This window comes from Clostridium sp. MCC328, from assembly GCF_018785465.1.
Taxonomy (GTDB): Bacteria; Bacillota; Clostridia; order Lachnospirales; family Lachnospiraceae; genus Pilosibacter; species Pilosibacter fragilis.
Genome location: NZ_WQPW01000073.1, coordinates 1 through 23,950, shown reverse-complemented (window position 1 = coordinate 23,950; position 23,950 = coordinate 1). Strand labels below are relative to the sequence as shown.

The 23,950-nt window shown below is 44.8% G+C and carries 26 protein-coding genes; 16 read left to right on the top strand and 10 right to left on the bottom strand.

Annotated features, from left to right (window positions below; genetic code table 11):
* Positions 1–18: 18 nt before the first annotated feature.
* The 7 genes from GPK83_RS11715 to fliB all read left to right on the top strand — a co-directional run bounded on the left by GPK83_RS11715 (position 19) and on the right by fliB (position 8,002).
* Entirely contained in the window at positions 19–759 is a 741-nt protein-coding gene (locus GPK83_RS11715) for an ABC transporter permease (protein WP_117485407.1), read from the top strand.
* 73 nt (positions 760–832) lie between these two features.
* Entirely contained in the window at positions 833–1,918 is a 1,086-nt protein-coding gene (locus tag GPK83_RS11710; protein ID WP_243037171.1) for an ABC transporter substrate-binding protein, read from the top strand.
* A 559-nt stretch (positions 1,919–2,477) separates the two neighbouring features.
* Positions 2,478–3,701 carry a hypothetical protein gene (locus GPK83_RS11705; RefSeq protein ID WP_215704843.1) on the top strand — a complete coding sequence of 408 codons (1,224 nt, stop codon included), beginning with the start codon at positions 2,478–2,480 and terminating at the stop codon, positions 3,699–3,701.
* A gap of 128 nt (positions 3,702–3,829) precedes the next feature.
* Entirely contained in the window at positions 3,830–4,366 is a 537-nt protein-coding gene (locus GPK83_RS11700) for a methylated-DNA--[protein]-cysteine S-methyltransferase (RefSeq protein ID WP_215704842.1), read from the top strand.
* A gap of 50 nt (positions 4,367–4,416) precedes the next feature.
* Complete coding sequence (locus GPK83_RS11695; RefSeq protein WP_215704841.1) at positions 4,417–6,123, top strand: AAA family ATPase; 1,707 nt, start codon at positions 4,417–4,419, stop codon at positions 6,121–6,123.
* A 114-nt stretch (positions 6,124–6,237) separates the two neighbouring features.
* The gene (locus GPK83_RS11690) at positions 6,238–6,753 is read left to right on the top strand and encodes a hypothetical protein (protein ID WP_118515480.1); all 516 of its coding nucleotides are present in this window, start codon (positions 6,238–6,240) and stop codon (positions 6,751–6,753) included.
* 73 nt (positions 6,754–6,826) lie between these two features.
* Positions 6,827–8,002 carry a flagellin lysine-N-methylase gene (gene fliB / locus GPK83_RS11685; RefSeq protein ID WP_215704840.1) on the top strand — a complete coding sequence of 392 codons (1,176 nt, stop codon included), beginning with the start codon at positions 6,827–6,829 and terminating at the stop codon, positions 8,000–8,002.
* 383 nt (positions 8,003–8,385) lie between these two features.
* On the opposite strand, the gene GPK83_RS11680 is transcribed toward fliB, so the two are convergent.
* Positions 8,386–8,787 carry a MerR family transcriptional regulator gene (locus GPK83_RS11680; protein WP_118529572.1) on the bottom strand — a complete coding sequence of 134 codons (402 nt, stop codon included), beginning with the start codon at positions 8,785–8,787 and terminating at the stop codon, positions 8,386–8,388.
* A gap of 150 nt (positions 8,788–8,937) precedes the next feature.
* On the opposite strand from GPK83_RS11680, the gene GPK83_RS11675 reads away from it, so the two are divergent.
* The 7 genes from GPK83_RS11675 (at position 8,938) to GPK83_RS11645 (ending at position 13,006) form a co-directional block, all read left to right on the top strand.
* Complete coding sequence (locus GPK83_RS11675) at positions 8,938–9,771, top strand: aldo/keto reductase (RefSeq protein WP_118529573.1); 834 nt, start codon at positions 8,938–8,940, stop codon at positions 9,769–9,771.
* 103 nt (positions 9,772–9,874) lie between these two features.
* Complete coding sequence (locus GPK83_RS11670) at positions 9,875–10,345, top strand: hypothetical protein (RefSeq protein ID WP_215704839.1); 471 nt, start codon at positions 9,875–9,877, stop codon at positions 10,343–10,345.
* A 126-nt stretch (positions 10,346–10,471) separates the two neighbouring features.
* Entirely contained in the window at positions 10,472–10,684 is a 213-nt protein-coding gene (locus GPK83_RS11665; protein ID WP_147352704.1) for a hypothetical protein, read from the top strand.
* Between the two features lie 163 nt (positions 10,685–10,847).
* Positions 10,848–11,132, top strand: a complete 285-nt coding sequence (locus GPK83_RS11660; RefSeq protein WP_117471232.1) for a hypothetical protein — start codon at positions 10,848–10,850, stop codon at positions 11,130–11,132.
* A gap of 172 nt (positions 11,133–11,304) precedes the next feature.
* The gene (locus GPK83_RS11655; RefSeq protein WP_117504723.1) at positions 11,305–12,102 is read left to right on the top strand and encodes a hypothetical protein; all 798 of its coding nucleotides are present in this window, start codon (positions 11,305–11,307) and stop codon (positions 12,100–12,102) included.
* Positions 12,103–12,335: 233 nt separating this feature from the next.
* Positions 12,336–12,626, top strand: coding sequence for a hypothetical protein (locus tag GPK83_RS11650; protein ID WP_147324218.1), 291 nt, complete (start codon positions 12,336–12,338; stop codon positions 12,624–12,626).
* Positions 12,627–12,727: 101 nt separating this feature from the next.
* Positions 12,728–13,006, top strand: coding sequence for a hypothetical protein (locus GPK83_RS11645; RefSeq protein WP_147327138.1), 279 nt, complete (start codon positions 12,728–12,730; stop codon positions 13,004–13,006).
* A gap of 417 nt (positions 13,007–13,423) precedes the next feature.
* On the opposite strand, the gene GPK83_RS11640 is transcribed toward GPK83_RS11645, so the two are convergent.
* From GPK83_RS11640 to GPK83_RS11605, 8 genes are all read right to left on the bottom strand, one after another.
* On the bottom strand, positions 13,424–14,059 hold the full coding sequence (locus tag GPK83_RS11640) for a hypothetical protein (RefSeq protein ID WP_215704838.1): 636 nt from the start codon (positions 14,057–14,059) through the stop codon (positions 13,424–13,426).
* Positions 14,060–14,075: 16 nt separating this feature from the next.
* The gene (locus tag GPK83_RS11635) at positions 14,076–14,447 is read right to left on the bottom strand and encodes a DUF2500 domain-containing protein (RefSeq protein WP_215704837.1); all 372 of its coding nucleotides are present in this window, start codon (positions 14,445–14,447) and stop codon (positions 14,076–14,078) included.
* A gap of 290 nt (positions 14,448–14,737) precedes the next feature.
* A complete protein-coding gene (locus tag GPK83_RS11630; RefSeq protein WP_005930729.1) occupies positions 14,738–15,238 on the bottom strand; it encodes a hypothetical protein in 501 nt (166 codons plus the stop codon).
* Between the two features lie 62 nt (positions 15,239–15,300).
* Entirely contained in the window at positions 15,301–15,660 is a 360-nt protein-coding gene (locus tag GPK83_RS11625; protein WP_252196328.1) for a hypothetical protein, read from the bottom strand.
* Positions 15,661–15,808: 148 nt separating this feature from the next.
* Positions 15,809–15,925, bottom strand: a complete 117-nt coding sequence (locus tag GPK83_RS11620) for a hypothetical protein (RefSeq protein ID WP_117469316.1) — start codon at positions 15,923–15,925, stop codon at positions 15,809–15,811.
* A 416-nt stretch (positions 15,926–16,341) separates the two neighbouring features.
* A complete protein-coding gene (locus GPK83_RS11615; protein WP_215704836.1) occupies positions 16,342–18,246 on the bottom strand; it encodes an ABC transporter ATP-binding protein in 1,905 nt (634 codons plus the stop codon).
* Entirely contained in the window at positions 18,243–19,976 is a 1,734-nt protein-coding gene (locus GPK83_RS11610; RefSeq protein ID WP_215704835.1) for an ABC transporter ATP-binding protein, read from the bottom strand. The genes GPK83_RS11615 and GPK83_RS11610 overlap by 4 nt, the downstream gene beginning before the upstream one ends.
* A gap of 97 nt (positions 19,977–20,073) precedes the next feature.
* The gene (locus tag GPK83_RS11605; protein ID WP_215704834.1) at positions 20,074–20,496 is read right to left on the bottom strand and encodes a MarR family winged helix-turn-helix transcriptional regulator; all 423 of its coding nucleotides are present in this window, start codon (positions 20,494–20,496) and stop codon (positions 20,074–20,076) included.
* Positions 20,497–21,005: 509 nt separating this feature from the next.
* On the opposite strand from GPK83_RS11605, the gene GPK83_RS11600 reads away from it, so the two are divergent.
* Both GPK83_RS11600 and GPK83_RS11595 read left to right on the top strand, forming a co-directional pair.
* Positions 21,006–21,488 (top strand): DUF2798 domain-containing protein, encoded by a 483-nt coding sequence (locus GPK83_RS11600; RefSeq protein ID WP_118600018.1) that lies wholly within the window; start codon positions 21,006–21,008, stop codon positions 21,486–21,488.
* Between the two features lie 496 nt (positions 21,489–21,984).
* Complete coding sequence (locus GPK83_RS11595) at positions 21,985–23,514, top strand: RNA-binding domain-containing protein (RefSeq protein ID WP_215704833.1); 1,530 nt, start codon at positions 21,985–21,987, stop codon at positions 23,512–23,514.
* 108 nt (positions 23,515–23,622) lie between these two features.
* On the opposite strand, the gene GPK83_RS11590 is transcribed toward GPK83_RS11595, so the two are convergent.
* Entirely contained in the window at positions 23,623–23,898 is a 276-nt protein-coding gene (locus GPK83_RS11590; RefSeq protein ID WP_345941809.1) for a DUF6198 family protein, read from the bottom strand.
* Between the last annotated feature and the right edge of the window lie 52 nt (positions 23,899–23,950).

Genomic DNA, 23,950 nt, shown 5'->3' with positions numbered 1-23,950 from the left:
GGACAGACCCATAATTTTCTGAGTACGAATCTTCCGGCGGCAATTCTGGTGGCAGCTCTGCTGATCTTCTGGCAGGCGGCGGCTATGGGAATCGACGCGGCGTATATCCTGCCGTCACCGACCCAGGTGGTGGTACGGCTCTGGGAGCTTAGAGGTCCGTTATTTAAGGCACACCTTCCGGCAACGATGTCGGTGGTGGGGATCGGACTTCTGATCTCCATTATTCTTGGCCTTGGTCTGGCCGTTCTGATGGATGCCAGCGAGACAGCGGAAAAGGCACTTTATCCGCTTATCATCGCGTCCCAGACGATCCCGACGACAGCTCTGGCACCGCTTTTTGTACTCTGGTTCGGATATACGATCTGGAGCAAGGTGCTTGTGACGGTGCTGATCACATTTTTCCCGATCACGATCACGGTATTCGACGGATTTAAGTCGGTGAAGACGGAGATGGAAGAGCTCTTGTTTACCTTTGGCGCGGATAAACGCCAGATTTTTATGAAGTTAAAGGTTCCGGCTGTCCTGCCCTGCTTTTTCTCAGCGATCAAGATGGCGGTTCCGTTATCGATCATCGGAGCGGCCATCGGTGAATGGCTGGGAGCTCAGAGCGGACTTGGATACTTCAGCAGGAGGATGATGACACAGCTTGATGGAGCCGGAGTGTTCGCACCGATCTTATTGTTATCGGTGGCAGCGATGGCGGCTGTCTGGGTGGTCACACTGCTTGAAAAACGGATCATTCACTGGAGAAATGAGTAGAAAACACAACATGAAATTCTGGCTGACCAGTGAAAGAGCAGGACAAATTATATTGATAACGAAAGGAAATGACATGAAAAAAGGAATGAGAATCGCTGCAGCGGTGATGGCTGCGGCTTTCAGTATGACAGTACTTGCAGGATGCGGTAAGAGTGAGACAAAGACAGCGGAGACGACGGCAGCGGCAGCCGCTTCGGCGGAAAACAGCAGCGTGGCAGAGACAGCGGCTGCTTCTGATGAGAAAAAGGATCTCCGTGAGGTCAATGTGGTATTGGACTGGTATCCGAACGCGATCCACACCTTTATCTACACCGCCATCGAGCGCGGATATTATGCGGAAGAGGGGCTTGATGTGAAGGTCCGCTTCCCGGCGAACGCGAATGACGCGCTGGCACTTGTCGCTGCCGGCAAGGCGGAGATCGGAATGTATTATCAGCAGGATGTGATCCAGGCGGTTGCAAATCAGGGAACGAAGATCAAGTCCATCGGCGCGATCGTGCAGTCTCCGTTGAGCATTGTGCTTTCTTTAAAGGATAAGAATATTACAAGCCCGTCCGATCTTGTCGGAAAGACGGTTGGATACGGCGGAACAGCTCTCAGTGAGTCTATTGTGAAGACCATGATGGAGTATGTGGGCGCGGATGCGTCAGATGTAAATCTGATCGACGTTGGATTTGACCTGATGAGCTCTATGACTACCGGCAACGTGGATGCCACCATCGGCTGTCTTGTGAACCATGAGGTTCCGCAGCTGGAGGAAGAGGGCTTTGACGTCAATTATTTCATGGCAAACGGATATGGCATTCCGAATTATTATGAGGAAGTGTTCCTCGCAAATAATGAGATGATCGAGAGTGAGCCGGAGGTCTTAAAGGGCTTTTTACGTGCATCTGCAAAGGGCTTTGAGGACTTTAAGAAGGATCCGGACGGCTGCCTCGCGATCCTCATGAACAACCAGAATGAGGAGAATTTCCCGCTGACACAGAGCGTTGAGGAGAAATCCTGTGAGACTCTGCTGCCGCTTATGGAGACGGAGGATGTTCCGTTCCTGACACAGACGGAGGAGTGCTGGCAGGAGAACATCGACTGGATGCTTGAGAGTGGACTGATCGATCAGAAGGTTGAGGTTTCTGATGTGATGGTGGACCTAGGGGAGTAGGTTCCTTGGGGAAATCTTATAGGAATTGAGAAATACCGGGATGGCGGGGAGACTGCTGTTCCGGTATTTTTGTTGGTTTGAGTCAGGAAAAGAGAGGTTGAGTCAACTTGGAGGAAGTACGCGCAGGTCAGCTTCCGGCTCCTGGTGCTGTCGATTTCCAGGCGGTTCCTCTATGCTTGCAGAAAAATGCTAAGGGCGGAGAAAATGGGACGCAACTCGCTTCGCTCAGACAAGCGCCCCATTTCCTCCAACGCATTTTCCTGCGAGCCAAGAGGAAGCCAGGCCTGTAAATCAGGCACCCGGTTCCGGAGGCTGACCTGCGCTGGGGATTGAAGATTTAAGTATAGATCTGGATGATGTATATAGTTGTTACTGTGGAAAAGAACGCTTGTTCATATGAAAGATATGTATTATAATTGAGGTTAGATAACGTTTTTTCGAAGAAAAAAGAGATGTCTGGATGGAGGAAAACTGTACTGTTTCGGTTTTTGAAAATCAGGCATCGTGTCCAGCGGCAGTCTTGTGCTGGATATTGACGAGATTGAATGGGAGGAAGGTTATGACAGAACAGATGAAGAAGGAGAGGGCAAGGCGGCTGTTTTTGATCGCTTTCGTCCTGTTTACGTTTGCGAACGGATTTGGCGGCAGTATTATCTCGAATTATTTTAAGGGCGTGTATCAGGTGGACTCGGTGCAGAGGGGGCTTTTGGAGATCCCGAGGGAGCTGCCGGGAGTTGTGGGAGTGTTTGTGATCGCGGCACTGTCGGGATGTGGGAATCTGACGTTGGCGATGATCAGTTTCTGCCTGTATGCGGTGGGAATGTTTGTCCTTGGTCTTTTATCTCCGGGATATCTCTTAATGCAGCTGTTTGTGTTTACCTATTCTCTCGGGGATCATATTGTCATGCCGGTCCGGGATGCGATCGCGATGGATCTCGCGGATGAGGGGAAGACGGGAACCTTTCTCGGAAAATACCGGGGATATGCGACGATGGGGTCCATGGCGGCATCACTGCTTGTATTTATCGGATTCCGGTACGGGGCGTTCTGGTTCCGGGCGGACAGATCGGTCGTTCCGTCGTTTTGTGTGTCTCTTGTGGTCGTTGCGGCAGCGTTATTTTTCCTGTGGAGACTGAGAAGAGAGGTTCCGTCCCTTGATGTGCGAAAGCATGATGAGAAGAAAAAGGGACTGCCGCTTAAGAAGAAATACATTCCTTATTATATCGTTACAGGGGTTTATGGTTTCCAGAAACGGATGCGTCTGGTGTTTGCACCGTGGATCATTATCGAGCTCCTTGCGATGGGGGCAGATACGGTGGCGCTTCTTGGAATCGCGGCGCATTTTGGCAGCAGTATGATTGCTCCGCAGATCGGAAAATTTCTTGACCGGTATGGTGTGAAAAAGGGACTTGTTCTGGAGAGTGTGACGATCGGGGCGATCTTTCTGTATGCGGCCTGGGCAGTCCATGGGATCACGTCAGGTGTGTTTACGGGGAGAGTGGAGCAGATCTTTGCGTTCACGGCATATATTTTTATTATGATCGCAGATCATTTTAACGCGGTTCATGTGATGTTGATGAAAAAACTCAGCGACTCTCCGGCGGACGTGATGGAGAACCTGTCGTTTGGGCTCAGTGTGGATCATGTGCTGGCAGTGACGGTCTCCGGGCTTTTGGGAGCTGTCTGGAAGTTTGTAGGTCCGGAGTGGGTGTTTGTATTGGGAGCAGCGGTCTGCCTGGTGCATTTCGGGGTGGCTGTGTGGCTTGGAAAGAGAGCAAATTAGATTTCCATTTTTGCAAAGAAGTTTTGGGAGAACGTGGTATGATAGATTCAGAAACTTGGAAATCATGTGACAGGTAAAGAAACTGCGGAATGACTGCTGCAGAGGATGTATTTGGGAGGAACGAGGATATGATCTTTGTATCACACTATGATTCACCGCTTGGAATGATCTATATGGCGGCGGATGATGACGTATTAAAAGGAGTCTGGTTTGAGGGGCAGAAGTACTTTGCTTCTGGATTGGATAAGAAAGAGACGGAAGATAAGGAGACGCCTGTTTTGAAGCAGACGAAAGAGTGGCTGGATCTTTATTTTGCCGGGAAAGAACCGGAGTTTCTTCCGCCGCTGGCGCCGGAGGGCTCAGAGTTCCAGAAAAAGGTATGGAAGATCCTGCTTATGATCCCGTATGGAAAGACCATGACATACGGGGAGATCGGCAGGAAAGTCGCTGAGATGTCCGGGAAAAAGACCATGTCTGCCCAGGCTGTTGGGGGCGCGGTCGGTCATAATCCAATCTCGATCCTGATTCCGTGCCATCGGGTGGTCGGAACGAACGGCAGCCTCACTGGGTATGCGGGCGGAATCGAGAAGAAGATCGGACTGCTGAAACTGGAACGGACGGATATGTCCGGGATGTTTGTGCCGAAGAGAGGGACGGCGCTGTAGTGGAAAATAAAGTTGTAATTAGCTGCAAAGTAACGGAAGGAGCTGATATCATGGATGAATTTTTAAAACTGCCGGTTGGCATCGATAATTTTGAAAAGATCCGTCAAAATGGATTTTACTATGTCGATAAGACGAGCTTGATCGAGCAGCTCTTTTCGAATTGGGGGGAAGTTAATTTATTTACCCGTCCGCGCCGTTTTGGAAAAACACTCAATATGAGCATGCTGAAATATTTCTTTGAAATCGGGTCGGACCGGTCGCTTTTTGACGGACTCCATATTTGTGCCAATGAAAAGATCTGTTCTGAACATATGGGAAAGTACCCGGTGATCTTTCTTTCATTAAAAAATGCAGAGGGATTGAATTTTGATACAGCGAAATATCAGATGGTCGAACTCATTGCGAGGGAGGCAGAGCGTTTTCCTTTTTTGGCAAAGGACACAAATTTATCAGACCGTGACAGGGAAAAGTACAGAGTGTTGACAGCATTTGCAGATGGACATTATCAGATGAGTGATGATGTACTGTACGGCTCTCTGCAGACGCTTTCCGAACTTCTGTATAAGCATTTTAATCAGAAGACGGTTATTCTGATCGATGAATATGATGTACCGCTTGATAAGGCCTTTCAGCATGGTTATTATCGGGAGATGGTCGCTTTAATCCGGTCGCTGTTCGGAAGGGCACTGAAAACAAATGAGGCTTTAGCCTTTGCAGTATTGACTGGATGTCTCAGGGTTTCTAAAGAGAGTATTTTTACGGGATTAAATAATTTTAAGATTCTGTCGATTACGGATTCGCGGTTTGATGAACAGTTTGGTTTTACAGATAAAGAAGTACAGAAACTTCTCGCGGATTATCACTTGGAAGCGAGATTTTCGGAAACGAAGGAATGGTACGATGGTTATCGTTTTGGCAATGTTGACGTGTACTGTCCGTGGGATGTCATTAATCATATCGACCGAATCAAGGACGATCCGAATGCAAGACCAGAAGCATACTGGATCAATACCAGCGGGAATGACCTTGTAAAGCGTTTTGTGGATAAGGCAAACAGAACGACCCGGAATGAGATCGAACAGTTGATTGCCGGGGATGCAATTGAAAAAATGCTCCGTCTTGATCTCACTTATGATGAGATCGATAACAGCATCGAAAATCTCTGGAGTGTTCTATTTACCACTGGATATCTCACACAGACGGGAATGACAGAGGATGGCGCGTACAGGCTCGTGATTCCAAACCGGGAGATCCGTGAAGTGTTTAAATTGCAGATCCAGGAGTGGTTTAAAAAATCAATTTTCAGCAATACGGAGCAGCTAACTGCTTTCTGGAAAGCTTTTGAAGAGGGAAATACGGATGGAGTTGAGATGTATCTTAATCGGATCATGAGCAATTCCATCAGTGTTTTTGACATAAAAACTGGAGAAGAAAAAAAAGAAATCTCATACCATAATCTTCTCGTGGGTATTTTAACGGGGAACGCAGACTGGCTTGTGAAATCTAATGTTGAGGCAGGAGAGGGATTTGCGGATATTATCGTAGAAACGGAAGATCCGAATGCAGGCATTGTTGTGGAACTGAAATATACGAAGGATTACGATGAGATGGAGCAGGCCTGCAGGGCGGCGTTGGATCAGATCAATGACCGGCGTTATCAGGAATATCTTTTAAATGATGGTCGAAAAGATATCACACTTTATGGAATTGCCTTCTGTAAAAAACGTTGTAAAGCGATTGCTTCCGGAAACTTATAATTGATTGGTGTTAATGATGGATGGGTGTAGTGCAGAAAAACGAATTTTTTGCATTACACCTGTTTTTTATGATATTATGGTAGCGGAAGAATTTAGATTTCGTTGAGGTGCGACATGAAGATACAGAAAAAATGGCTCTATATACTGCTGGCTGCAGCAGGTGTGTTCGGTGTGGTCACAATTCTCTTTTTTTCAGGTGAAAAATGGTTGCGTGATGGCTGGTATTATATCCCTGACAGGGCGATCGCCATTGCACTTGGGCTCTGCGTGTTCTGGCAGATCGTGCTGACAGCGGGGACATTTTTTTTGCTGGCGTGGAACAGAAAGAAATTCGACGGCTGGATGAGAAGGATTATCAGGATACCGGTGATCGTGGCGGCGGTTTTTCTGTTCCTGTTTTTTGCATGGAACTGGTTTCTTTACAGTCTTGGATTTGAGCAGAAAGTGGAACAGTATGATGAACACATTGCCCTGTATGTAACGAATACATTTGTGAGAACGAGATTTCGGTATCCGCATTATATGTATGAGGAAAACTGGCTGTTTATGAGGAGTCTGAGTGATGAAGAACAGCAGGAAGCTGTTTTAAAATACGGAGATCCGGATGATTATTACAGGGAATATCATTAACGGCAGATGCAGATATGCGCCGGAAGAAAAGCTGCAGTTGGAGAGTTATGTGATTCAGAAAGGAAAATAAACGATGCGATATTTAAAACCACATTTTTACGATAAATTTGTCTGCACGGCCGGAGACTGCCCGGATACCTGCTGCGCGGGATGGCAGATCATGATCGATGAGGATTCTCTTGAGAAGTATAAAAACGTGCAGGGGGAGTTTGGAAAACGCCTGCATGGGTCGGTCAACTGGGAAGAGGAGTGCTTCTGTCAGAATGAACAGCGGTGCGCGTTTTTGAATCATGAAAACCTGTGTGACCTCTATAAGGCGCTGGGACCGGACGCGCTCTGCGATACCTGCCGCCTTTATCCGAGACACACGGAGGAATTTGAGGGACTTAGGGAATTATCCCTGTCCCTTTCCTGCCCGGAGGCGGCGAAGATCATTCTTTCCTGCAAGGAGCCGGTCCGGTTTCTTGAGGAGGAGACGGACGAGGAGGATGATTTTGACGAGTTTGATTTTATGATGTTTTCGAGGCTGGAAGACACCAGAGATGTTCTTTTCTCTGTTTTACAGGATCGAAATCTGCCGCTGACACTGCGTATGGCAACGTGCGAGCAGCTGGCGGAGAGATACCAGATCTGTATGGAGGAAGGAAGAGAGTTTGAGATCGATGATCTGCTTCAGGAATGCGAACGCCATCACAGGGAGGGAACCTTGCGGGAGTTTATATCGGAAAGTCTCTCAGAAAAGGGCGTGGATGCGGCATCTTTTCATCAGTGGGAGTGGCAGAAGGAAGAACTTCAGGTGCTTTATGGCCTGGAACGTCTGCGCCCGGAGTGGGATCAGGTGCTTGACGGGGCGGAAAGGTGGCTGTATCAGGGAAGCAAAGAGGAATATTTTAAGATCTGTAAGGAATTTCACCGGATGTATGGGGCGCTGAGCAGCCATAAAGAAGAGTGGGAAAATCTGGGCGAACAGCTTTTGATGTTCTTTGTCTATACATATTTCTGCGGAGCCGTCTATGACGATATGGTCTGCTCCAAGCTGGAGCTGGCGCTGTTCTCTGTCCGGTGGATTCAGGAATTTCTGATCGTCCGGTGGCTGGAAAACAGGAAGAAGCTGTCCATGCAGGATGTGGAGGAGCTCTCCTGGCGGTACGCGAGGGAGATCGAGCACTCCGATGATAACCTGAATGCGCTGGAGGACTGGCTGTTTGGGATGTATGCGCCGGAAGGATGTATGTTGGAGGATGAATAGAGATGATTTCATCCGGTCTTTTCGTGTGATCGGAGCCGGACATATCGCTGCATTTTGATCTGGTTCTGAATGATTTTGTTTTTGGGGGATTTCAATATTAAGGAAACGAGTTTGCTTTCTTTATACATTTTTTGCAAGAGGTACGCGCCAATGAGTCTCCGGGCGCAGACGCTTAGTGGGATTCCGGAAGGGTTCCTCTAAGCTTGCAGAAAAATGCTAAGGACGGAGAACAGGGAACACAACTCGCTGACGCTCAGACAAGTGTTCCCTGTCTTCCAACGCATTTTCCTGCGAGCCAAGAGGAAGCCAGCTCCCGGGATCCAGGCGCGCCTGTGCCCGGAGACTCATCGGCGCTGGGAATTGACTGAGCTGAAAGCGAGGGGTTATTCTCTTAATTCAGGCAGTAAATTACTATAATACTTCATTTCCCCAGACAAGACTTTATCATAGAAGCTCTGCTTCCAGTCAATAAATGCGACAGCCTGCTGCAATTTTTCGATAGACTGAAGCAGAGCTTCTCTTTTATTTTGCAGAATAATTTTTCGCGTTGGAATAGACTTTTCTCCTTCAAGGCAAAGTGCGAGATACTCTTTCATTTCAGCAATGCTCATACCGCAATTTTTCAGGCAGTTTAAACTCTGGATCCATTTAATATCGTGATTATCAAACATCCGGTAATTTCTTTTATCCCTTTTTACATTGGGAACAAGTCCTTCGTTGCAATAAAATTTCAAATTTTCGTAGGTCATATCGGTTAATTTGCAGGCCTCTTTCATGGAATACATAACATTCTCCTAAAAACATAAAATTAAATTCAAAATGCTGAATTTAACAGCTTGGATCTCAAAAAGTCCTTGACCGGTAGCAGCTACCGGCTGGTAGGATTATAGCATGATGAAAAAAATGAATCAACAGGCAGGGGGAGAACAAATGGAATATATCAGGTTACGAAAGATGAGTGTGAACGATGCGTGCGGGATGCATTGGAAGTGGGATATCGCAGCATTGATACTGCCCAGAGTTATTTTAATGAAGAGGAAGTTGGGAAGGCTATTGAAAAGTCAGGAATTGACAGAAAAGAAATATTTTTAACCTCCAAGGTATGGATCGAACATTTCAGATATGAAGAGTGTAAAAAATCTGTGCTGGAATCTGTGGAAAAACTGCGTACAGATTATCTGGATCTGCTGCTGCTGCATCAGCCGTTTGGTGATACTTACGGCGCGTGGCGTGCTTTGGAAGAATTGTACAAAGAAGGAAAATTCCATGCAATCGGTATCTCCAACCATTATACAGACCGCATGGTAGAATTTGCAAACTTCACAAATATTAAGCCGATGGTAAATCAGATGGAAACGCATCCCCTTAACCAGCAGAAAACATTAAAAGAATGGGCAGACAAATATGATATCCGGCTGGAAGCGTGGGCACCATTTGGCGAAGGAAGAAACGGTCTTTTTGAGAATGAAGTCCTGAAAGCGATTGGACAGAAATATGGAAAAACAACAGCTCAGGTAATGCTCCGCTGGCATATCCAAAGAGGTGTGATCGTAATTCCGAAGTCTGTACATAAAGAACGTATGATTGAAAACTTTAATGTATTTGACTTTGCGCTTGATGAGAATGATATGAACCAGATTTCACAGATGGATACTGCCACAAGTGCTTTTTTCTCACATCAGGATCCGGCAATGGTGGAGTGGTTTGTAAAAATGGTTGAGGAGCGCAAATCGCAGCATGACAGCAGCAAAGAAAAAAAGAACTGGTAAAGCAGCTTATGAGGTGAGTACGCACTTTTTTACTGCTATTGTCACCGGAAACTGCCGGTGGCAAACTCAGTTGGAAGGAAAAGAAATTAGGTGGGGACAAAGAATGAAAGGTCGTGTTGCAAAATATTATCTGACAGACGGAAGAAGACATACAGATTCAGAAGGTTATAAGACAAGCGTGGCATTTGAAAAATACCTTGCAGACTGCGGTCTTCAGGTGGCGACTGACAGAGACTTTGGAATTACAGCTCTGCGGTGGGCAGGAATGAAGGCGGGAATTGGAATCATACGAAAAAACAATTTCTTTTATACCGAGAAAGGGTCTTATCAGTATCTGGAGGCTTTTTTAATTGATGAGCCGCTTCAGTACATTGTGGAGAATCAGATCAGACCATGCGCTGAGAAATGTAACCTGTGCATACGATCCTGTCCGACAGAATCATTGGAAGCGCCGTACATGATGTGCAGAAACACCTGCGTTTCCTGCCTGACAACATGGGATGGCTGGGATCTAAGGACGGAACCGCTGCAGAACAAATTCGAAAAATGGATCTACGGCTGCGATGCCTGCTAGGATGCATGGCCCCATAATAGAAAAGCATGGAAAGATACAGAAGAATTCCCAGAACTCGAAGCGTGGAGCAGCCATTTTACGGATACAGAGATCGTTCTGGCGGAATACAGCTGGCTGCGATCCGTCGTGCAGCCCAAACTCTGGTATATTCCGCAGGGGAAAGAGTGGCGGTATAAAACGAATGCGCTGAACGCGATGTTAAATAACTATGATCCGAAATACCTTCCGGTTATTAAAAAAGTATGTCAGGATGAATATCGTGAGGTTCGTGATATGGCGGAGTGGGTGCTTGAAGAGATTGAAAGGAAAGGTATCGGTGAATCGGAAAATGGGCAGTGATGTTGCATATAGAACATAAAATTACAGATAATTAACTAAAATATAAATAATATATTACAAATTATGAAGATATACGGAGGTATATTGAAAAAAAACAGCAATTGAAATATAATTTAAATAAGAGAAAAGCGCAAAGTGGACTGCCCCTCGGAGAGGAGGCAGTATGAGCAAGAAGAAAATTAAAATAAGATATATCATTTTTGTTCTGATCATCATAGGCATAGTAGTTTTTGTTGGAAAAATAACTAAGCTTGATGATTTAAACGCAGAAAAAGTCACCGAGATCATACTCGTATCCCCACCTTATAAAAAGAGAATAACAGACCGGCAGGAGATCGAAGAATTTACGAGTCTGTTTAATGAAAGAAAAAAGAAACCTGTATTTTCAATCATCAACTCATCTGGCTGGAGCAAAAGAGCCATTATAACAACGGAAACATATCAATAGGATATTATTTTTTGCGGGGAAAACATCACAGTGAACAGGCAGAAATATGTCATGGATGAATCGATTGATTCTGAACTGGAACAGTTTTATCAGTCCCTGAATGAGACAGAGGAAAAATATAATTAACAAAGCCCCGTTAAGATGAATGCCCCCGGATAAGGAGGTCACTATTATGGATAAATCAATAAAAACATGGAGAGTTTTTCTTTTTGGGATGTGCTGTATCTTGGTGAGCCTGTATATAAAAAAAATTTTACTCTCATTAGAAATAATAAAAGGTGATTTTTTATCCAATAGTATTGTTGGGGTTGCGGTGATCTGGTTCATAGCCGGTATTTTTCGCCTATACCATTTAAAGCGAACATATCCTGAACTTAAAACAGTCTTATCGAAAGATAAATGGTGCATAGCAGAATCTATTCTTATTTTCATTCTAGCAGTGGGATTAACATTAACTGGTGTAGGAGCGCACAATACCCAGATGTTATCTGAAATATTTCAAAGAGATGAAGATGAGAATATCACAGAATCTATAGTAAACACAGAGTATGGTTCTATAGAGGATTTTTCAGCAAACAACAGCATGGATATTTTTGTGCTTAATTTTAACAAGGAAAGCAATTTAGATAATGGATCGTTCAGCGCAGTAGATAAAACTGTTTCTGTGGCAAAGAGCTATACGGCAGTAACATATGAATGTGAGATAGATAGCGATAGATTTCAGGTAAAGTTGGCAACATATGATTCGGACAATGGCGAAGAACAACTGAACGCTGTAATAAAAAGCAATCCGGACATATTCACGAAAAAAGATATTGGAGGAAATTCCACATATTATTGCCCGGGATCAAAATATGACTGGTCGGACTGTTATGCAATGGTAGTAGATCATAAATTACTCGTGGTTAATATAGAAAAAGAATATGATCAATACATTGAATGGGTGTTAGGGCATATCACATTACAGTAATAAAGAAAGTAATTACTTTTTGTAATATTACAAGGAGCTAGTTTATGCAGATTATATTTCTGCCTGGTGATGAACCATTTTCGCAGTATCCTAATCATTATGTCGTTACTTCTAGTCTTGAAAACGTGATACTCACCATTTAAAGAATGGAGATGATCCTGATTAAAAAGATACGCATAATTGCATTAATATCTATTCTGTGCCTACTGATAGTTTATTTGCTTTGGAATAACATGAGTTTAAAAGGAAATTGGCCGGATGATTCTGATACCGTTTCCATTGAATGGTATGATTATAAAGGAATCTATCACAACCAGACTTTGACAGAAGAAGAAAGAAGCGGACTTACTCAATTAATAAAGGATATAACCCCAAAGAAAATATACATAACTCCGCAATCACGTTCAGGAGAACAAAGTTATAATATTGACTATTCTGGCAAGCGAAGTGTTCGTTATACTGTAAAAAGTTCAGGTTTAATTATTATTTTGAATAATGAATTTCCATTTCAACATTCGGTCTGAAATAGGAGATGACGCGGTAATTATTCAATACATAAATAGTATGGTTGATAGATGAGCAAAGAAGAAAAAACGCATCACCATAAAAGCTGTTTGATCGTGATATGAATGGAGAACTTGTACACTGGTTCACAAAATCAAAGGGAAATGGAGGGGACAAAATGAAAAAACATTGTATACTATGGACTGTAGTAATAACTCTTATTGTTTCCTGGTTTTTATTTTTCCCGTGGAGCAAACAAGTATTAGAGGATGGCGGGACTATTGTCTATTCCAGTTTCACATATAAAATTTATATATGGAACTCAATAGGAGGAAAAAATACGACTGAGATATATTATTTCCCATCTAATTTTAAGTATAGGAGTGGAACATTAAATTAATAATCAAAAGTCAATGATAAACCCTTGAACATTGTTTGTGTGTCTGTCATCGAATATTTTCAACTGGTGAAAGTCTGGAAACTGCTTGGTAATGGGAAGGGGGAGGAGAAAAATGTTGTCCTCTCAAAAGAAATATTTTATTACGATTATTATATATGTTGCGCTTTACCTTTTGTCCCAAACTGTTCTTTCCAAATTATATTTGTTTCAATGGACAGCAACACACCATTATTTATATGTTTGGATTTTCTCCACTGTACTGCTTTATTGTAAGAAATATATAGTTTCATTTTCAATAACATTTGGAAATTTGTTTGGAATATTAATTGGTCAATTTTTTGGAGATTGCATTAAGTATAAGAACATATTAAAAATAACAGCAGAAATGTCCTTGGAACAAAAATATACACTTTACCATCATCCAGGCGTAGAGTATTGGATTGTAACTATTATTATTTTTACAGTAGTTGGCATATTAGTGAACAAGCGCAGATATGTCAGGGATGAATCTTGAACTGGATCAGTTTTAGCTATTGTTGAATGAAACATTGGAAAAGAGTGAATGCATCGGCGAAATTCATGGAGGTGACGGCTATGAGGAAAATAAAGGAGCTTATATTTTCTGAGAATGGTATGAAAGCAGTTAACACCTTGTTCTTTTTGGCGATGTTTTTTTATAGCAGCGGCCTGCTGTTTGTCGCTTATATTGTCTGGATCTGTTATCTTGTGTTTTGCATTAGAAATACGGAATCCAGGGGAAGCAAGGTGGTTTATTCGGTGTTTGTTGGACTTGCAGTGGTTATGATCGGAGTGAGTCTGTATGGTTTGATACGAGGATGATAGATCATCTGGATTTCCTTTTGAACTTCCAATTTTCAGCGACTTTACTGCTACCGATGCATCTTCTGCACGTTCTTCTTTATTTGTCTCTGTTTCTTCATGTGCAGAATCTGCAGGGGCAATCGTAGTTATTTCCGGTATCATCTTCTGAGCAGTCAGGCAGCCGGTCATAAACAAGCAGACAATCCCGAGCATTATAAATCGTTTTTTCATGTTATCACCTCCTGAATCACACGCGCTCAAATGACAGATATCTCGTCCCTTGAAAAGTGAGTTTTCCGATATCTCCTTCCGCCAGCATTCCATATTCTCTTCCTGAAACCTGTAGTTCCATCCGGTCACCGCTCTCTACCTGAAACGTGACATAGTAGCTGGTACTTGAAGTCGAATGAAAGCCATGAGCTCCAGACAGGTCACCCGCATTTGCATGGCTATGATATGTGATATTTTCACGCTTTGCGACGATGGTTGCACTCACCGACAGACGCGGTGACTGATTGTTTTTGCGCCATGTTCTGATTCCGGTCACAAACTGAAAGATGATCATACCGAAAACGATCACGAAGATAATTGGAAACATATATTCAAACAGCATAAACATATCACTCACCCCTTCTTAATCTTGCGTCTAACGATTCCCCTGAGCACAGCATATACAACAATCACGAAAAGCGAGGCAGCGCTATACAGTAATGCTTCTGTATACCAAGGCGCAGAATTCTGTTCGTATAGTTTCGGAAAGCGCTTGTACTCATAGAAATCCATACTCGTTTTAATCACAGTCACATAAAAACTCGCATAGATCATACATTTTAAGAAATCGTAGAGTTTATTCATATCATCACCTCCGCGATACACTGCTCAATTCTTTTGACTTCAACAAATTGGAATTTATTTTGGCAAATCATCTTCCGCTTTAAAATTCACATTACTGCCATCGATCGAGATTGTGATCGTGTAGTTATAGATTATACCATCTTCTGTTTCCAGCTTAAATGTTACCGCACCACCTCCGAGATACTGAAAATCAGGTTCGTCAGACATTCTTGCATATGTGCCATACTGTTGAAAGTATCCGTCTGCATCAAAGAACGCAACATTGCTTGATTGCTCCTTATCGTTCCGGAAGAGTACTGCACCAACACGGTCACTGGCATGATCTGGAATTAAAACACAGTCTATGTATTCCCAATCTGTTTCTTGCACAAGAGAGAACATAGACACAATATCTTGTTCAGACCAGATTTTTCCTCCATTCAGATTACTGATATCTGTATTCTGAACCGGATTGCTGGCAGAATCTGATGTTTCTGGCATGGCGTCTTTGCTGCTACAGGCGGACATTCCTAATACACAAACCGTCATGAAAATAAAAAGCAATGCTCTCTTCATATGAATACCTCCTCAAATTCCGATTTTTCGTTCTCTGCGACTTCCCAATAAACGGGAAGTTGTTACTCTGATTTCCGCCAGAACAATCCTTCTGAAGCTGCAATTTTCTCGAACAACATACACATTTCTTCATCTGGATTATAAATGTTTATATTTAAGCAATCCCATCCAAACTGGAGAAGCACATCTTTACTTGTAAATAATATATTTACATCACCAGAATGGCTTTCCAGTATAGTATCAATGATTTTTGTTACTTGTTCGGGGGTTGGCTGTTCAATCCATTTGCCCCATTGAACAGATATAGGATAATAACACATCGCTTTCAAAATAACGCCAACAAATCTATCTCTTAACCCACAGCAATCATAGTGGTTGAGTAGATAAGTTTCTACTTCAAAAAACTGTCCACCACAATTCATGGGTACTTGTTTAGGGAGAAAATCCATTATATAGCACGGGGTTTCCAAGAGTTTGTCAATTATGTCCACTTAATCACGCTCCTTTAACAAATTCCGATTAGTTACTCACATAATATCATGTTTTTTCTTCAATTACATCTACATAATTTTAATAAACTGCCATTCGGTTTGCTTCTGTAACCAGCGTCCGGTTAATCTTCTCCTGCATTGTTTCCCTTGCATCTTCGTTGAAATGATAACGGATGACAGAGACTGTCCAACTCATCGATACGCTCTTTTGGAATACAAGGCTGTTCGGATATATCCTCAATGTATTAGATATCATCCGCAAAATGGGATTCCAGTATTACTTCCCGCATCGTACATCCCATCCCGGCGCATTGCATTTGACGATTAAACTGCCGGACGAACAATCCTGCCCTCCGCCCTTAGCATTCTTCTGCAAGCTTAGAGGAACCCTCCCGGAATTCCTCAAGGCCCGGGACCGGAGGGGTACCGGCGCGCCCCCCGCCACAATGAATCAACCCACAGAACCTGCCCTCACATATTCTTCCATATACATAGCTACAAAAAAGCCTGCCCCACCAGCATTCTATTTGCCAGTGGAGCAGGCCCTTTAAAATACGTTCTAAATTACATTCTAAGTCAACATCTAAGCTGAAATCTACAGGCCAAGAGTCATCATTCCAACTCAAACGCCCCAGTATACAACTGATAATACACACCCTTCTGCGCGATCAACGCCTCATGATCTCCACGCTCAATAATATGCCCGTGATCTAAAACCATGATCGCCTTACTGTTGCGTACCGTAGAAAGTCGGTGGGCGATGACAAAGACGGTACGTCCCATCATCAGGTTATCCATGCCCTCCTGAACCAGCGCCTCCGTTCTCGTATCGATCGAACTCGTCGCCTCGTCAAGGATCATCACAGGAGGATCAGCGACAGCTGCTCTCGCGATGGAAATGAGCTGTCTCTGCCCCTGCGAAAGGCTGGCGCCGTTGCCGGTCAGCATCGTATTATAACCTTCCGGAAGTCTCTGGATAAAATCATCCGCATTCGCAAGCCTTGCAGCCGCCATACATTCTTCATCGGTGGCATCCAGCCGTCCATAACGGATATTCTCCATAACCGTACCCGTAAAGAGATTCACATCCTGAAGAACAACGCCGAGAGACCGCCTGAGATCCGGTTTCCGGATCTTTGTGATATTGATCCCATCGTACCGGATCTTGCCGTCCGGAATATCATAAAACCGGTTGATCAGGTTCGTGATGGTCGTCTTACCGGCACCTGTGGCGCCGACGAAGGCGATCTTCTGACCGGGCTTCGCGTAGAGTGTGATGTCATGAAGCACAAGCTTCTCCGGCGTGTATCCGAAATCAACGTCCTCTAAGCGGATATCGCCCTTTAATGGTGTATAAGTAACTGTGCCGTCCGCCTTGTGTGGGTGCTTCCAGGCCCAGATTCCGCTCTTGTCGTTTGTCTCTTTTAAGACGCCGTCAGCGCCCCATTCCGCGCGTACAAGAGTCACATAACCCTCATCTTCCTCCGGCTTCTCATCGATCAGTGCGAACACACGGGAAGCGCCCGCAAGACCCATGGCAATCATGGCAACCTGCATGGAGGCCTGACCGATGGTCTGGGAGAGCTGTCTTGCCATACCGAGGAAGGAGACGATCACACCGATGGTGACAACACCGGAACCGCTGAGACTTAAGTTCGGGGCTTTGAGATATACGAGGAGTCCGCCGACAATGGCGAGGACCACATACATCAGGTTGCCCACGTTATTTAAGATCGGCATCAGGGAGTTGCCATAACGGTTTGCCTGCTCACCGTCGGAGAAAAGCTGCTCGTTCAACTTGTCAAAATCCTTCTTACACTCGTCCTCATGGCAGAAGACCTTGACGACCTTCTGTCCCTGGATCATCTCCTCGATGAAACCTTCCTCCTTCGCGAGGGATCGCTGCTGTGCCATCATGTAGCGGGAGCTTGCACCGCCGAATTTCTTCGTGACGGTCAGCATGAGAGCGGAGAAGAGGCACACAACGAGAGTCATCCAGACGCTGTAATAGATCATCATGAGGAACATGACGGTGATCGTGAGAGAAGACTGGAAGACCATCGGAAGCGACTGGCCAATCAGCTGGCGGATCGCGTCCGTATCGTTTGTGTAGGTACTCATGATATCGCCGTGGGCGTGGGTATCAAAATATTTGATCGGCAGGGACTGCATCTTATCGAACATGTCCACACGCAGGTGCTTTAATGTCCCCTGTGTCACGGTCGCCATGAGGTGGGTGTAGGTGAAGGCTGCCGCGACACCAAACACATACAGGGTGACCATCGAGAGGATCGTCTGCATGAACGGCTGCCGGATGCTCTCAAATCCGTTCTCCAGTCCCGGAAGAATGCAGGTATCGATGAGCCGCTGTAAAAATACGGTCTGGACCACGGAGGCAGCTGCGGCGATGAGGATGCAGATGATCACGGTGGTCATGTACACCCGGTAGTTCTTGTAAATGTAGCGGAGCAGGCGGCCGAAGGTGCCATTTTTCTTATTCTGTTTTTCCATGATCATGCCTCCTTGCTCTTTGTCTGGGAATCATTGACTTCTCTGTAAATACCGTTTAAGGCGAGAAGTTCTTCGTGGGTTCCGGATTCCACGATCCGCCCGCCATCCATGACGAGGATGCGGTCTGCGTCCTGAACAGAGGAGACACGCTGGGCGATGATGATCTTTGTGGTGTCCGGAAGCTCATGTTTAAATGCCTGACGGATCAGGGCATCTGTTTTAGTATCCACAGCGGAAGTGGAATCGTCCAGGATCAGGATCTTCGGTTTCTTTAAGATCGCTCTCGCGATACAGAGACGCTGCTTCTGGCCGCCGGAGACGTTCGTTCCGCCCTGTTCGATATAGGTGTCATATCCATCCGGGAATTGTGTGACGAACTCGTCCGCCTGCGCTAATCTGCACGCGTGGATCAGCTCCTCGTCTGTGGCATTCTTATTGCCCCAGCGGAGGTTTTCCTTGATCGTTCCGGAGAAGAGGACGTTCTTCTGGAGAACGACAGCCACAGCGTCACGGAGGGCCTGAAGATCGTACTCCCGCACATCGCGTCCGCCGACCTTCACCGCGCCCACCGTCACATCGTAGAGACGTGGGATCAGCTGAATCAGGGATGTCTTTGCGGAGCCGGTACCGCCGATGATACCGATGGTGGAACCGGACGGAATCTTAAGATCAATGTCAGTCAGGGCAAATTTTTTGTTCTTTCCGGAATAGCGGAAGGAAACATGGTCGAACTCGACGCTGCCGTCCTTTACGTCCGTTGCTCCGTTTTCTGGGGATCGTAAAACGCTCTCATGATTCAGGACTTCGGCAATACGGTCGCCGGATTCCTGGGCCATGCTGCACATAACGAATACCATGGACAGCATCATCATGGACGTGAGGATCTGGACGCCGTAGCTGATCAGGGAAGAAAGTTCCCCGGTGGAAAGCTCGCTGCCTCCGGTGCCGATGATGAGCTTCGCGCCGAAAAAGCTTACTAAAAGCATTGAAACATAGATGCAGAAGGTCATCACCGGGTTGTTTAAGGCGAGGATCTTTTCTGCCATCGTGAAGTCTTTTCGCACCTCCTCGGCAGCGTTTTCAAATTTCTCCTTCTCGTAACCTTCGCGGACGAAGGATTTTACGACACGGATGCCGCCGACGTTCTCCTGGACGGAGTTATTTAAGGCATCGTATTTCTTGAAGATCCGCTTAAAGATCGGGTGGACATAGAAGAAGATGCCAAACAGTGCCGCTGCAAGAACCGGGAGAAGTGCCAGAAAGATGAAGGACATCCGGACATTGATGCTCATGCTCATGATGACGGAAAAGACTGTCATAAGCGGGGCACGGACTGCCATGCGGATCAGCATCTGGTAGGCGTTCTGAACGTTCGAGACATCTGTCGTCATCCTCGTCACGAGAGAGGAGGAGGAGAACTTGTCGATGTCTGCGAAGGCGAAGTCCTGTGTCTTAAAGTAGAGATCTCTTCTTAAGTTCTTCGCGAGTCCACACCCGGCTGTGGCAGCCGCTCTCGCCGAGAGAACGCCGAAGAGCAGGGAAAGGGTCGCAAGGACCAGTAAGAGGGTGCCGTATTTTAAGATCGGTGCCATGGAAGTTCCGGTCATGTCATCGATAAGCTTAGACATGATGAGAGGAATCGTACATTCCAGAATGACTTCCATGGTGACAAACAGCGGTGTCTCGATGGACACGCGTTTGTACTGGCGCACGCTTTTTAAAAGTGTTTTAACCATGAATGATTTACCTCGTTTCCATATAAAATTTGCGATCCCGCAAAAGTTCCCGATGCGGAGAACATGCAGGTTCTGCAGGTGGGATCCGTCCGGATATTCAGGACATATTTCGGATCATCTGGTTGACGACCCTGAAAAACACGGCGAGATCCTGAGAAGATATTCCGGAGGTCAGACGATCTTCGGTTTCTTCCAGACTCTGGTGGATCAGTTCCTGATACTGCATGGCTTTTTCAGTAGCGACAATGCGTTTTAGGCGGGCATCATAAGGAACTGCCTCCCGGTAGATCAGTCCGTTTTTTTCCATATCCTTTAAGAGCTTTGTGGCGGTCGGTGGTCTGAGACTGTACTCCTCTTCGATATCTTTCTGGAAGACATCACATTCCTGCCCGCGCGCCAGAATAAAATGAAGCGTTTTTCCCTGTGCGCCGCTTAATGTACCATGAAAAGAAAAGGTACTGAAGTGCCTGCGGATCAGGTTGGAGAGCATTCCCACACTGCGTCCAACGGTTTCTTTCATAGATCAAGTTCCCCCTTATAAATAAAAAGCTGTGATTTGGTCGTCTGCCATATACTTAGCAAACTAATTTATTAGCTTACTAAGCATAATAAGACTTTTGTGGGGGAATGTCAATGAAAAAATTGTGAAGAAACTGTGATCAATGATGAAAAAGCTGTGGTTTGCGATAGAAAGTGGGGACAGCTTTAGAATCCCATGGATGTCATGGTGGGGGGAGGATGAATATGAATAATGAAATGATAGAATTGGGCTAAAGTTTTGTGCAAGTATACAAAATTGGTGTTTTGTGGAAAAAAGTACTTACGAAGTGATATAAAAATATTGTATACTGCGTTCACATAGAGATTGAGAACGCAGTGAGATGTACACGAAAAGAGCAGTGGAGTCGCAACGAGTTTTGTTGGCTTCGCTGTTTTTTTCTGTCATATGTCCGGAAGGAATGGTCAGAGACGGTTCTTATGTCCACGGCGTTTTCACAGGAATTTACAGGTTGAAAAAGGAGAAAATGTATGCCAAGAAATAAGAGAGAAAGTCTGATCTACACAGTATTAATGTGTTTTACCATGGTGCTCTGGATGAGCATCTACAATGTAACACTTCATATGGGAGCGTTAAACCTCACAACGATCCGCGAGGCCTGGATCGGATTCCCGATCGCCTATGTGTTTGCAATGTGCATGGACTGGTTCGTGGTCTCCGGACCGGCGAAGGGATTCGCGTTCCGTTTTCTTGTAAAGCCGGAGAGCCCGGTACTCCACAAGGTGATCGCGGTTTCCTGCTCCATGGTGGTTCCGATGGTTATCATCATGTCCCTCTACGGTGCCCTTGAGGGCTGCGTAAAGAGCGGAAACTTCGGCCCTCTGCTGATCATCTGGCTCACGAATATCCCAAAGAATTTTGTGATGGCACTGCCGTTCCAGCTCATCATCGCAGGACCGCTCGTCCGCAAGGTGTTCCGTGGCGCATTTCCGGAAGGGACTGTGTTAGCGTAAAGAATTCAGAAAAGAAAGCTGCGGTACAAATTGCAGCGTAGATAAGAAAAAGCCGTCTGGTCTTTCTCTGTGATAGGATTATGAACCTATGGGAGAGAAAGCTCAGGCGGTTTTTTCATATAGAAAATTCGAGTGCAATTGAGAACAGCGTATTCAATATTTTTATGAAAGTTAAGAATATTTAGAAGGGAAATTATCAGAATCATATAAAAGAGATTGGGAAGGAGATAAAATAAAAACCGGTAATCGCAATACGAAAACCGGATGCTCTTTCTAAACATGTTAGATGAGTTACTTTTATTATATGTTAAAAAAAGGAAAATTCAACATAAAAAATTCGATTTAGCCTAATTTGTAAAATGATAATCTGAATAAGAAAGTATAATTGTACTATGTACAGTTATGTGATATGATAAAAAGAATAAACGGAAACGCTAAGGAAGAAGAGATATAAAAAAATATGTACTGTATAGCAAGGTGAGAGCGAGGTGTTACGATGACTATAGAAGAAATTCTTGCAGGAGAATCGAAAAATGTAGAGTACAAAGAGAACTTGCCTGAGAAAAGCATTAAATATATGAAATCGGTGGTTGCTTTTGCAAATGGAACTGGAGGAAAAATTATTTTTGGAATTGCTGATAAAACCAGAGAGGTGGTCGGCTTTGACAATGAGGATGTGTTCAAAAAAATGGATGCCATTGCCAATGCCGTATCAGATAGCTGTGAACCGGCAATTATCCCAGATATTACCTTACAGACAGTTGATGGTAAGACCGTTATTGTAGTAGAAATTTCTGAAGGCAGGCAGCGCCCATATTATATTAAAGCTCTTGGCAGAGATGGTGGTGTATATGTCCGAGTTGCTGGAACTACTCGCCTTGCTGATGAGTACATGATAAAGGAATTACTATTTGAGGGCAGCAACCGCTACTATGATCAGACTTTGTGCCCCAGGCTGAATATCACAGACGAAGATATCGAAGCTCTTTGCAAAGCAATGAAGGAGCAGGCAGTTAAGAATGCCCATAATGAGGAACAGAAAGTATCTATCAAGGATGTTGGCAGACAGCAGCTGCGTTCCTGGGGAGTTCTGATCGAGCGCGATGGAAAAGATTATCCGTCTAATGCTTTTGCTATTTTGACCGGCAACGGTGGACTTCATGTTACAACGCAGTGTGGCGTATTTAAAGGTACAACGAAAGCGGTATTTGTTGACCGCAGAGAATATACCGGACCGCTTTGGGAGCAGATAGATGAAGCATTTCAGTTTGTCCTGAGAAATATTCATCTGGGTGCTACCATTGTAGGAATCTATCGGCAGGATATTTATGAGATTCCGCCGGATGCCATTCGTGAGTTGATTATCAATGCCATGGTGCATCGCAGCTACCTGGATCATGGGACGATACAGGTTGCGGTATATGACAACCGGTTGGAAATTACTTCTCCGGGAAAACTGCCAATGGGACAAACTATGGAGCGTATGAAAGAGGGTTATTCCAAAATCAGAAATGAAGCCATTGCCCATGCGTTTGCTTATATGAATCTGATCGAACATTGGGGAAGCGGTATTCCGAGAATTATCGAGAAAGTAAAAGCTGCCGGACTGCGGGAGCCAGAATTTATTGGCGGCGAAGTTGATTTGCGTATCAATATTTATCGAGGTCAGATTACTTCAAAGAACTCCAATAAAGTGCCGGATAGTACCGACAGAGTGCCGGATACTACCGATAAAGTGCCGGATAGTACCGACAGAATGCCGGATACTGCCAATAAAGTGCCGGATATTGCTGATAGAGTGCCAGATAATGAGCAAGAACAACAAATTTATGAATATATAACAGAAAATGGTTCCATTACCACTTCTGAGACCATGGAGCTTTTACAAGTAAAACAACGTAGAGCAAGAACTGTTTTAATGCATATGCTTGTGAAAGGTTATTTGAAAAGAGAAGGCGCGGCACGAAGTACAAGATATACAAAAAATACGGAAGGGAATAATGCAGCATGGATACAGACAAAGTAATACAAGATATCTGTGCAGCTTAAAATGAATGCAAATGAGTAAGGCATGCCCGTATTCCTGATAATGGTATATATACGAGGTATATGTCTTACAACTGCGGGAAACAGATCACATTTTGCTGCGTTCTGTGAGGAATGACACAAACCGGAAGTGTTTATCCAGTATATTGCCTATTATACCGATGACCTTACCCATCGTGAACGCAGCGAGGATCGTTCCGATTCCAAGCCCTTTGATATGACCGAGGAAACAGAAAGTCAGTCCCGCGGTCACGGCGAGGCAGGTCACGTCGAAGGTGATCTTGACTCTGGAGTATGGAACATTCAGAATATCGGCCATTTCTCTCGGAAAGAGGTCTGTTGTGGTCAAGCTTTTTTGTAACACTTGTGGCTAAAAAAATAGTGCTTATCAATTTATGCTGCCGTCCTTGCTTCAT

Excerpts from the sequence above, each read along its gene's own strand:
- GPK83_RS11710 (WP_243037171.1), top strand. The coding sequence starts at position 833 with ATGAAAAAAGGAATGAGAATCGCTGCAGCGGTGATGGCTGCGGCTTTC.
- GPK83_RS11705 (WP_215704843.1), top strand. The coding sequence starts at position 2,478 with ATGACAGAACAGATGAAGAAGGAGAGGGCAAGGCGGCTGTTTTTGATC.
- GPK83_RS11700 (WP_215704842.1), top strand. The coding sequence starts at position 3,830 with ATGATCTTTGTATCACACTATGATTCACCGCTTGGAATGATCTATATG.
- GPK83_RS11695 (WP_215704841.1), top strand. The coding sequence starts at position 4,417 with ATGGATGAATTTTTAAAACTGCCGGTTGGCATCGATAATTTTGAAAAG.
- GPK83_RS11690 (WP_118515480.1), top strand. The coding sequence starts at position 6,238 with ATGAAGATACAGAAAAAATGGCTCTATATACTGCTGGCTGCAGCAGGT.
- fliB (WP_215704840.1), top strand. The coding sequence starts at position 6,827 with ATGCGATATTTAAAACCACATTTTTACGATAAATTTGTCTGCACGGCC.
- GPK83_RS11680 (WP_118529572.1), bottom strand. The coding sequence starts at position 8,787 with ATGTATTCCATGAAAGAGGCCTGCAAATTAACCGATATGACCTACGAA.
- GPK83_RS11670 (WP_215704839.1), top strand. The coding sequence starts at position 9,875 with ATGAAAGGTCGTGTTGCAAAATATTATCTGACAGACGGAAGAAGACAT.
- GPK83_RS11660 (WP_117471232.1), top strand. The coding sequence starts at position 10,848 with ATGAGCAAGAAGAAAATTAAAATAAGATATATCATTTTTGTTCTGATC.
- GPK83_RS11655 (WP_117504723.1), top strand. The coding sequence starts at position 11,305 with ATGGATAAATCAATAAAAACATGGAGAGTTTTTCTTTTTGGGATGTGC.
- GPK83_RS11650 (WP_147324218.1), top strand. The coding sequence starts at position 12,336 with ATGAGTTTAAAAGGAAATTGGCCGGATGATTCTGATACCGTTTCCATT.
- GPK83_RS11645 (WP_147327138.1), top strand. The coding sequence starts at position 12,728 with ATGAATGGAGAACTTGTACACTGGTTCACAAAATCAAAGGGAAATGGA.
- GPK83_RS11640 (WP_215704838.1), bottom strand. The coding sequence starts at position 14,059 with ATGAAAAAACGATTTATAATGCTCGGGATTGTCTGCTTGTTTATGACC.
- GPK83_RS11635 (WP_215704837.1), bottom strand. The coding sequence starts at position 14,447 with ATGTTTATGCTGTTTGAATATATGTTTCCAATTATCTTCGTGATCGTT.
- GPK83_RS11630 (WP_005930729.1), bottom strand. The coding sequence starts at position 15,238 with ATGAAGAGAGCATTGCTTTTTATTTTCATGACGGTTTGTGTATTAGGA.
- GPK83_RS11625 (WP_252196328.1), bottom strand. The coding sequence starts at position 15,660 with ATGAATTGTGGTGGACAGTTTTTTGAAGTAGAAACTTATCTACTCAAC.
- GPK83_RS11620 (WP_117469316.1), bottom strand. The coding sequence starts at position 15,925 with ATGAGTTGGACAGTCTCTGTCATCCGTTATCATTTCAACGAAGATGCA.
- GPK83_RS11615 (WP_215704836.1), bottom strand. The coding sequence starts at position 18,246 with ATGATCATGGAAAAACAGAATAAGAAAAATGGCACCTTCGGCCGCCTG.
- GPK83_RS11610 (WP_215704835.1), bottom strand. The coding sequence starts at position 19,976 with ATGGTTAAAACACTTTTAAAAAGCGTGCGCCAGTACAAACGCGTGTCC.
- GPK83_RS11605 (WP_215704834.1), bottom strand. The coding sequence starts at position 20,496 with ATGAAAGAAACCGTTGGACGCAGTGTGGGAATGCTCTCCAACCTGATC.
- GPK83_RS11600 (WP_118600018.1), top strand. The coding sequence starts at position 21,006 with ATGCCAAGAAATAAGAGAGAAAGTCTGATCTACACAGTATTAATGTGT.
- GPK83_RS11595 (WP_215704833.1), top strand. The coding sequence starts at position 21,985 with ATGACTATAGAAGAAATTCTTGCAGGAGAATCGAAAAATGTAGAGTAC.